We start from the raw sequence: 9,079 nt of genomic DNA on the forward strand, positions 1-9,079 counted from the left end.
GTAAGGAAGGGCCCCTTCTTAACGCCTGGCGTAGTGGAGGGGCCCTTCCTTACACCCTCAGAAGGTGTGCTCGGCCGCGGGGAAATCGCCGCCGCGTACCTCGTCGGCGAACCGGCGGGTGGCGTCGGTGAGCGCGCCCGCCAGGTCGGCGTAGCGCTTCACGAAGCGGGGCGCCCGGCCGGTCCGCAGCCCGGCCATGTCCTGCCACACCAGCACCTGCCCGTCGGTGTCCGGGCCGGCCCCGATGCCGACGGTGGGGATGGCCAGCTCGGCGGTGACCCGCTTGGCGACCTCGCCCGGCACCATCTCCAGCACCACCGCGAACGCGCCCGCCTCGGCCACCGCCCGCGCGTCGGCGAGCACCTCCTCGGCCGCCTCGCCCCGGCCCTGCACCCGGTAGCCGCCGAGCGTGTGCTCGCTCTGCGGGGTGAAGCCGATGTGCGCCATCACCGGGATGCCGGCGCCGGTGATGGCCTCGATCTGGGCCGCGCAGCGCCGTCCGCCCTCCAGCTTCACCGCGTGGCAGCCGCCCTCCTTCATGAACCGCACCGCGGTGCGCAGCGCCTGCGCCGGGCCCTCCTCGTACGAGCCGAACGGCAGGTCGCCGACGATCAGCGACTGCTTCGTGGCCCGCACCACGGCGCGGACCAGCGGCAGCAGCTCCTCGGCGGTCACCGGCAGCGTGGTCTCGTAGCCGAACACGTTGTTCGCCGCCGAGTCGCCGACCAGCAGCACCGGGATGCCCGCCTGGTCGAAGATCGAGGCGGTGTACTGGTCGTACGAGGTGAGCATCGCCCAGCGCTCGCCGCGCTCCTTGGCGGCGATCAGGTCGCGGGTGCGTACCCGCCGGGTGGCCGGGCCGCCGTAGAGCGCCGTCACCTCGGCCGGGGTGGACTCCACCATGACAATCTCCTTCCTCGAGGCCGCGCACGCGGTCCCCGGGTTCCCCGCGATCGTCGCACCGGGCGACGGCCCGCGGGCAGATCGGAGTGGAGGATGTCACTCCCCGGCCGGGGAGCGGTCAGCCGTCCTCGCGCCACCGGTTGGTGATCGGCAGCCGCCGGTCCCGCCCGAACGCCTTCATGGAGATCTTGGTGCCGGGCGCGGACTGCCGCCGCTTGTACTCGGCGGTATCCACCATCCGCAGCACCTTGTCCACCACGGCCGGGTCGTGGCCGGACTCGACCAGGCCGTCGCGGCCCAGGTCGCCGTCGACGTAGCCGATCAGGATCGGGTCGAGCACGTCGTAGTCGGGCAGCGTGTCGCTGTCGAGCTGGCCGGGGCTCAGCTCGGCCGACGGCGGCTTGCCGATCGAGTTCTCCGGGATCGGCGGCGTCTGCCCGCGGCGCGCCGCGTCGGCGTTGCGCCACTTCGCCAGCCGCCACACCAGCGTCTTCCAGACGTCCTTGACCGGGTTGTAGCCGCCCACCGAGTCGCCGTACAACGTCGAGTAGCCCACCGCCAGCTCACTCTTGTTGCCGGTGGTGAGCACCAGGTGGCCCTCCTGGTTCGACAGCGCCATGAGGATCACGCCGCGTACCCGGGCCTGGAGGTTCTCCACCGCCACCCCGGACAGCGACATGTTCGCCAGGAACGTGTCCACCATCGGCTGGATCGGCTCGACCCGGTAGTCCAGGCCGGTGCGCTTGGCCAGGTCCTCCGCGTCGGTGCGGGAGTGCTCGGAGGAGTGCTGACTGGGCATCGAGACGCCGACGACCCGCTCCGGGCCGACCGCGTCCACAGCGATGGCCGCCGCCACCGCCGAGTCGATGCCGCCGGACAGGCCGAGCACCACCGACGGGAAGCGGTTCTTGTCGACGTAGTCGCGCAGGCCCAGCACCAGCGCGTGCCACACCTCGGCCTCGTCGGCGACCGGCTCGATGATCCCGCCGTCCGCAGCCGGTCCGGGCGGCGTGGCCGGGATCGTCGCCACCTCGCCGCGGACCACCCGCATGCCGTCACTGAGCCCACCGGCCTCGCCGGGCGTCCCGGCCGCCGCCGGCAGCTCCAGGTCGTGCACCAGCAGGTGCTCGACGAACTGCGGCGCCCGGGCCAGCAGCGTGCCGTCCGCGGCGACGATCATCGAGTCGCCGTCGTAGACCAGTTCGTCCTGGCCGCCGACCATGTTCACGTACGCGATCGCGGCCCCGGCCTCGGCGGCGCGCCGGCGCACCAGCGGCAGCCGCACGTCGTCCTTGTTCAGCTCGTACGGCGAGCCGTTGATGCTCAGCACCAGCCCGACGCCGGCCTGCCGCGCCGCCGCGAACGGCCCACCGGCCTGCCACAGGTCCTCGCAGATGGTCAGCGCCACGTCCACCCCGCCGACGCGCACCACGGTGAGCATGTCACCGGGGACGAAGTAGCGGTCCTCGTCGAACACGCCGTAGTTGGGCAGGTGGTGCTTGAAGTAGGTGGCGACGACCTCGCCCCGGTGCAGCAGCGCCGCCGCGTTGCGGGCGCCCCTGCCCGGCTCCGCGTCGGAGCTGACCTGCGGCGGGCCGTCGGCGTCCAGGTAGCCGACCAGGACCGGCAGGTCGCCGTGGCCGTCGGCGGCGAGGTCGGCGGCGAGCCGGTGCAGCGCGGCCCGGGACGCGGCCACGAACGAGCGGCGGAAGACCAGGTCCTCGACCGGGTAGCCGGTCAGCATCAGCTCGGGGAACAGGACGAGCTGGGCGCCGGAGCCGGCCGCCTGGCGGGTCCACTCGCGGACCAGGCCGGCGTTGCCGGTGAGGTCGCCTACCGTCGGGTTGACCTGGCACAGGGCGAGACGCAGGGTGGGCATGTCCTCATCTTCCCCCAGCCCTCCCGGCCGAATCCGACCGGTTGGGGCAGACAGGCGTGCCGGCCCGTGCGTCCCAGCGCGGCGGACACGGCGGGACGGCCGGCCGGGGAGGGCGTAACGTCGGCGTAACGAGCCCGGTGGAGACTGGGCGGTCAGGCCGAGCCGGCCCGGCGCCGGTGCGGACGTACGTGTAACGAGGGGTGGAAGTGGACCGTCAGCAGGAGTTCGTCCTCCGTACGCTGGAAGAGCGGGACATCCGTTTCGTCCGGCTGTGGTTCACCGATGTGCTCGGCACGCTCAAGAGCGTCTCGGTGGCCCCGGCGGAGCTGGAGGCGGCCTTCGACGAGGGCATCGGTTTCGACGGCTCCGCGATCGAGGGCTTCGCCCGGGTCTTCGAGTCGGACATGGTCGCCATGCCGGACCCGACGACGTTCCAGGTCTTCCCGTTCGAGGGCGGCGTCAGCGGCGAGAGCGCCCGGATGTTCTGCGACATCTCGCTGCCCGACGGCAGCCCGTCCTGGGCCGACCCGAGGCACGTGCTGCGCCGCATGCTCTCCCGTGCCGCGGACAAGGGCTTCACGTTCTACACCCACCCGGAGATCGAGTTCTTCCTGCTGGAGAACGGCCCGCAGGACGGCTCGGTGCCGATCCCGGTGGACACCGGCGGCTACTTCGAGCACACCACGCACGCCGTCGCGCGGGACTTCCGCCGCCAGGCGGTGCTGGCGCTGGAGCGGATCGGCATCTCGGTGGAGTACAGCCATCACGAGGTCGCCCCCGGCCAGCAGGAGATCGACCTGCGCTACGCCGACGCGCTCACCACCGCCGACAACATCATGACCTTCCGGCACGTGGTGAAGGAGGTCGCGCTCTCCACCGGCGTGCAGGCCAGCTTCATGCCGAAGCCGTTCACCGACCAGCCCGGCAACGGCATGCACACCCACCTGTCGCTGTTCGAGGGGGAGCGCAACGCGTTCCACGACGCCGGTGACCCGATGAAGCTGTCGAAGGTCGCCAAGTCGTTCATCGCCGGGCTGCTCACCCACGCGCGGGAGTACACCGCGGTGACGAACCAGTGGGTCAACTCGTACAAGCGGCTGTTCCCGCAGGCGCTGCCGGACCGGATCACCGAGAGCCCCGCGTACGTCTGCTGGGGTCACCTGAACCGGTCCGCGCTGGTGCGGGTGCCCGCGTACGGCAAGCCGAACTCGGCCCGGGTCGAGGTCCGCTCGCTGGACTCCGCGACCAACCCCTACCTGGCGTTCGCGGTGATGCTCGGCGCCGGCCTCAAGGGCATCGAGGAGGGGTACGAGCTGCCGCCGGGCGCCGAGGACGACGTCTGGTCGCTGAGCAGCGCGGAGCGCCGCGCCATGGGCTACGAGGCGCTGCCGGAGAACCTGGCCGAGGCGATCGACGTGATGGCCGGCTCCGAACTGGTCGCCGAGGTGCTCGGTGAGCACGTCTTCGACTTCTTCCTGCGCAACAAGCGGGCGGAGTGGGAGCAGTACCGCCGCGAGGTCACCCCGTACGAGCGGCAGCGCTACCTGTCTCTCTAGATCATCCTGGCGCGGTGCCGCTATCGTCTGCGGCACCGTCCCGGCACCTTCGCCGGGCGGGTGAGCCGGGGAGGCGTTGGGTGCTGGGAGACCTGCTCGACGGGGCGTGGCAGAGCATCGTGTTCGGGATCGTCGGGGTGGCGCTGATGGCCGCCGGATTCCTGCTCGTGGATGTGCTCACCCCGGGCAAGCTGCGGGAGCTGATCTGGGTACGCCGCAACGGCAACGCCGCGCTGCTGCTCGCCGCGAACCAGCTCGGCATCGCCGGCATCGTCTTCACCGCCGTGCTGACCAGCTACAGCTCGTTCACCAAGGGGCTCGCCTCCACTGTGGTCTTCGGGCTGGTCGGCCTGCTGGTGATGGCGCTGGCGTTCCTGGTGCTGGACCTGCTCACCCCGGGTCGGCTGGGCGACGTCATCGCCGCCGAGGAGCCGCACCCGGCCGCCAAGGTCAGCGCCGCCACCCACTTCGGCGCCGCGCTGATCGTCTGCGCCTGCATCGCCTGAGCGGTGTCGTACCCCCGGGTTAGCGTCCGGGGGTGAACCGCACCGATCGCCTCTACGCCCTGGTCGAGGAGCTGCGGGCGGTGTCGCCGCGCCCGCGCAGCGCGAGCTGGCTGGCCCGCCGCTTCGAGGTCAGCACCCGCACCGTCGAGCGGGACATCTCCGCGTTGCAGGGCGCGGGCGTGCCGATCTGGGCCGAGCCGGGCCGCACCGGCGGCTACGTCGTCGACCGGGCGCGCACGCTCCCGCCGGTCAACCTGACGGCGGCCGAGGCGGTGGCGATGGCCGTCGCGCTGCACCGGCTCGGCGGCTCCCCGTTCGCCGCGGCGGCCGGCGCCGCGCTGCGCAAGCTGGTCGCGGTGATGCCACCGGCCGCGGTGGCCGAGGCGCACCGGCTCGCCGGCCGGGTGCACCTGGTGGGCGACGGGCCGGGCACGCCCGTCCCGGCCGTCGTCGCCGACGCGGTCGCCGCCGGGCGGGTGCTGCGCCTGCGGTACGCCGACCGCGACGGCGCCGATTCGGCACGTGACGTGGAGCCGCTGGCCTACCTGGGCAACTCGGTGCACTGGTATCTGGTCGCCTGGTGCCGGCTGCGCGACGGTGTGCGCTGCTTTCGCACCGACCGGATCCGCTCGGTGCGCCCGCTCGCCGAGCCGGTGACCCGGGAGTGGTGTGCTGACGACCTCGATGTGCCGGTCGACCGGGTGCGCCCGCTCACGCTGGTCTGATCCCTGTGGAAACACCGACAGGACGCTGTCGTGTCCCGGTACCACGCTGATTCCTGACGACGCCGGCCGACCGCCGGCGCGAACCTCAGGAGGAAGCATGTCCAGCACGCCCGTGACCTGGTTCGAGATCAGCTCCGACCGCCCGGACGAGGCGCAGCGGTTCTACGCCGACCTGTTCGGCTGGAGTTTCGAGGAGCAGGGCGGCCCGGCCGGGTCGTACCGGCAGACGACCGCTGGCGGTGAGCGGGGGATCGGCGGCGCGATCCGGGGCACCGACGCCGGCAACTACGCGATCTTCTACGCCGAGGTGGCGGACGTCGCGGAGATCTGCCGCCGGGCCGAGGCGACCGGCGGCGTCGTGGTGACGGGGCCGGTGACCACGCCGGCCGGTCTGGTGCGGGCCCTGTTGCGCGACCCGTCGGGCAACCTGCTCGGCGTCTTCACCCCGCCGGCCGGCGGCTGACCCCGGTCCGTCCACCCGTGGCGGCCGGCCACCGTGGAGCGACGGCGGGCGAGAGACCGGTCGATGTCGGGTCCGGTGATCGCCGGAGAGGATCTTGGATGCGCCCCTTACCTCGGGTTATGTTCAAGATCCTCCGAGTCGGACGGCCAACGCCGGCCGGCTCGCACAGTCAGGAGAAGCGTATGACCAACGACGGCCACCCCTCTTCCCCCGCCACGGACATCACCGGATCCACTGTGAACCGACGCCGCATGCTGACCATCGCTCTCGGTGGCGCCGCCACCGTGGCCCTGCCCGCGCCGGCCTGGGCGGCCGACGACAAGCGCCCCGGATCGAGCCGGAAGCCGGCGCTCACGTCGGACGATCGCAAGATCATCGCCCAGGTCTCGGCCGAGCGGGCGCTGGCGCACCTGCGCGTCCTCAGCGAGGAGATCGGGCCGCGTATCGGCGGGACCGCCTCGGAGCGGCGTGCCGCCGACTACATCGCCAAGCAGCTCGACCGCCTCGGCTACCAGGTTCGGCTGGAGCCGTTCGCGGTGGCGGACAAGTTCCTCGCCCAGCTCGCCTCGCCGGCCGGGCTGCCCACCGACCTGAACTGGCAGGCCGGCGCCTCCCCGCAGGCCGCGCTGGACACCACAGTCCAGGGTGACGTGGTGGACGTGGGCGCGGGTGCTGAAGAGAACTACCCGGCGAGCGTCACCGGCCAGATCGTGCTCGTCGACTACGTGGCGGCCCGGCGCGAGCAGTTGGTCGCCACCGCTGTGGCGCGCGGCGCGGCCGCCGTGGTGTTCCTCGCCGCCGACGGGGTGCCGCCCCGGCGCAGCAGCGCGTTCTCGCCGACCCTGCCGGGCTCGGCGGGCACGCCGGTGCCGATCCCGGTGGTCGGCGTCGCGCAGGCGCAGAAGGAGCGGCTGCGTGCCCTGCTCGCGGCCGGGCGGCTCACGCTCACGATCTCCACCGTCGCGCACCGCAACCTGACGTCCCACAACGTCATCGCGGAGCGGGTCGGGCGGTCCGGCGCGAACGGGCCGGTCGTCATGGTCAGCGCCCACTACGACACTGTCATCGGCGCCCCCGGCGCCAACGACGACGGTTCCGGCACGGTGCTCTGCCTCGAACTGGCCCGGGTGATGAAGGCGATCCCGGTCGACGCCACCCTGCGGTTCGCGCTGTGGGGCTCGGAGGAGCAGGGCCTGCTCGGCTCGCGTCACCACGTCCGGCAGCTCCCGCAGGCCGAGCGGGACCGCTTCCTGGCGGTGTACCAGAACGACATGGTCGCCACGAGCTGGGACCCGGCCACCCTCTACTGGCTGCTGTCCTTCACCGGCCAGTCCAACCGGGCCACCGACGAGGTGGCCGCCGCCGGTGTACGCCTCGGCTACGACCCGCGGATGTCGCCGGTGACGCAGCGCGGCTCCAGCGACCACCAGTCCTTCCAGGAGGTCGGCATCGCCAGCGCCAACTTCTCCTGGCGGGGTGAGACGAGCCCGGCGCTGCTGGAGCCGCCGTACCACACCCCGGAGGACACCATCGCCAAGAACATCAGCCTCGAGCGACTCCAGGTCTCCCTCGAACTGATCGGCTGCGCCGCGTACGCGACCGCTCGCTGATTTACTGCCGTCCCCGTGCCGCCGGCTGCGGTGTCACGGGGACGGCGACCGGCGCCGCACCGGGGAGTCCCGGTGCGGCGCCTCTGTCCCGCCCGCCTGGTGTCAGGCGGTGGCCTCGCCGGCGCCGGTCACGAGGAGGGCCGGCCGGCGGGAAACGGCGTGGCCGTGCGGTCACTTGCCGTCCGGGCCGCCCTTGCCGCGCTCGCCGTGCGGGCCGCCCTTGCCGTCGTGGCCGGGGCCACCCGGGAACACGCCCGCCTCGGCGGCCTTGAGCACCGCGTCGGCCTGCTCCTGGGTGAGCTTGCCGTCGGTGACGGCCTGGTCCAGGCGCTCCTTCAGCGCGGCCTGCCGGTCCTCGGTCGACGGCCGCTCCGGCCGCTCCGGGCGGTCGCCCTGCCGCTGCTCGTGCAGCTTCTCCAGCGCCGCGGTGACCTTGTCGGTCGACACGCCCAGCTCCTTGGCGAGCGCCTCGGCGAACTCGGCCTGCCGGTCGGCGTGCTTCTGGCGGCGTTCGTCACCCTGGTCGGTGCTGCTGGCGCTCGAGGACGGCTTCGGGTTCTTGTCGTCGGCGAGCGCCACCGTCGGGGCGGCGATCCCGACGCCGAGCACGCCGGCAGCGGCCAGGCCGGCCAGCAGGTGCTTCTTCGACATCGTGCGGATCATGCGATTCTCCTGTTCGGTGGTGGTGCGATGACGTCACCGACAGTGAGCCCCGGAACTGAGGGCAACCCGTGGCGAACCTGTCAGCAGGCTGGCAATCCCGTCCGGAAGGCCCGTTTTATTCGTGTTGCCGGTGTGCCGGAGCGCCCGCGAGGCTGGGCAAAACCCGACGAAAGGCCACGCCATGACACAGCCTGCCATCCGCGAGATCCCGCTCACCGGGCCGGGCTCCGGCCCGTACTCGATCACGGTCGGGTCCGACGGCGCGCTCTGGCTGGCGCTGGCCGGCTCCGGCGGCGTCGCCCGGCTCGGCCCCGACGGTGAGGTGCGGACCTACCGCGACGACCCACCCGGCAGCCGACCGCTGATCATCGTCGGCGGCCCCGACGGCGCGCTCTGGTACACCCGCTCGGGCGACGACCGGCTCGGCCGGATCACCGTCGACGGCGAGACCGGCTCGGTGGCGCTGCCGGCCGGCTGCGGCCCGTGCGGGCTGGCGGTGGGCCCGGACGGCGCGCTCTGGTACGCCGGCATGAACGACGACACGGCCGGCCGGGTGAGCGTCGACGGGGAGGTGACGTCCGTCCCGCTGCCGGTCGAGAAGGGCTTCCCGTCGATGCTCGCGGCCGGCCCGGACGACGCGCTCTGGCTCACGCTCAACCAGGCGAACGCGATCGCCCGGATCGACCTGGACGGATCGGTGACGCTGCATCCGCTGCCCACCGAGGCGGCCGGGCCGGTCGGCATCACCCGGGGTGTCGACGGCGCGCTCTGGTT

The 9,079-nt window shown here is 72.8% G+C and carries 9 protein-coding genes; 6 read left to right on the forward strand and 3 right to left on the reverse strand.

The features are described 5' to 3' along the window. Positions 1-57: 57 nt before the first annotated feature. Both panB and KBX39_RS14385 read right to left on the reverse strand, forming a co-directional pair. Positions 58-903, reverse strand: coding sequence for a 3-methyl-2-oxobutanoate hydroxymethyltransferase (panB, locus tag KBX39_RS14380; protein WP_043329285.1), 846 nt, complete (start codon positions 901-903; stop codon positions 58-60). Positions 904-1,021: 118 nt separating this feature from the next. After that, positions 1,022-2,782: an NAD+ synthase gene (locus KBX39_RS14385; protein ID WP_113972569.1), complete on the reverse strand. Its 1,761-nt coding sequence runs from the start codon at positions 2,780-2,782 to the stop codon at positions 1,022-1,024. Between the two features lie 206 nt (positions 2,783-2,988). On the opposite strand from KBX39_RS14385, the gene glnA reads away from it, so the two are divergent. The 5 genes from glnA (at position 2,989) to KBX39_RS14410 (ending at position 7,642) form a co-directional block, all read left to right on the forward strand. After that, positions 2,989-4,338, forward strand: a complete 1,350-nt coding sequence (gene glnA, locus KBX39_RS14390) for a type I glutamate--ammonia ligase (protein ID WP_036344036.1) — start codon at positions 2,989-2,991, stop codon at positions 4,336-4,338. Between the two features lie 80 nt (positions 4,339-4,418). Then, positions 4,419-4,844, forward strand: a complete 426-nt coding sequence (locus KBX39_RS14395) for a DUF350 domain-containing protein (protein ID WP_043329290.1) — start codon at positions 4,419-4,421, stop codon at positions 4,842-4,844. 32 nt (positions 4,845-4,876) lie between these two features. Next, positions 4,877-5,569, forward strand: coding sequence for a YafY family protein (locus KBX39_RS14400; protein ID WP_113972568.1), 693 nt, complete (start codon positions 4,877-4,879; stop codon positions 5,567-5,569). Positions 5,570-5,666: 97 nt separating this feature from the next. Continuing rightward, on the forward strand, positions 5,667-6,032 hold the full coding sequence (locus tag KBX39_RS14405) for a VOC family protein (protein ID WP_064448280.1): 366 nt from the start codon (positions 5,667-5,669) through the stop codon (positions 6,030-6,032). Between the two features lie 182 nt (positions 6,033-6,214). Beyond that, a complete protein-coding gene (locus KBX39_RS14410) occupies positions 6,215-7,642 on the forward strand; it encodes a M28 family peptidase (RefSeq protein WP_051611414.1) in 1,428 nt (475 codons plus the stop codon). Between the two features lie 171 nt (positions 7,643-7,813). Here KBX39_RS14410 and KBX39_RS14415 read toward each other — a convergent pair whose 3' ends face one another. Then, complete coding sequence (locus KBX39_RS14415) at positions 7,814-8,305, reverse strand: hypothetical protein (RefSeq protein ID WP_043329298.1); 492 nt, start codon at positions 8,303-8,305, stop codon at positions 7,814-7,816. 181 nt (positions 8,306-8,486) lie between these two features. Here KBX39_RS14415 and KBX39_RS14420 point away from each other — a divergent pair. Continuing rightward, positions 8,487-9,079: virginiamycin B lyase (locus KBX39_RS14420; RefSeq protein WP_210870999.1), on the forward strand; the 593-nt coding region annotated here is incomplete at its 3' end.

It is taken from the genome of Micromonospora sp. D75, from assembly GCF_018070405.1.
Lineage (GTDB): Bacteria > Actinomycetota > Actinomycetes > Mycobacteriales > Micromonosporaceae > Micromonospora > Micromonospora chalcea.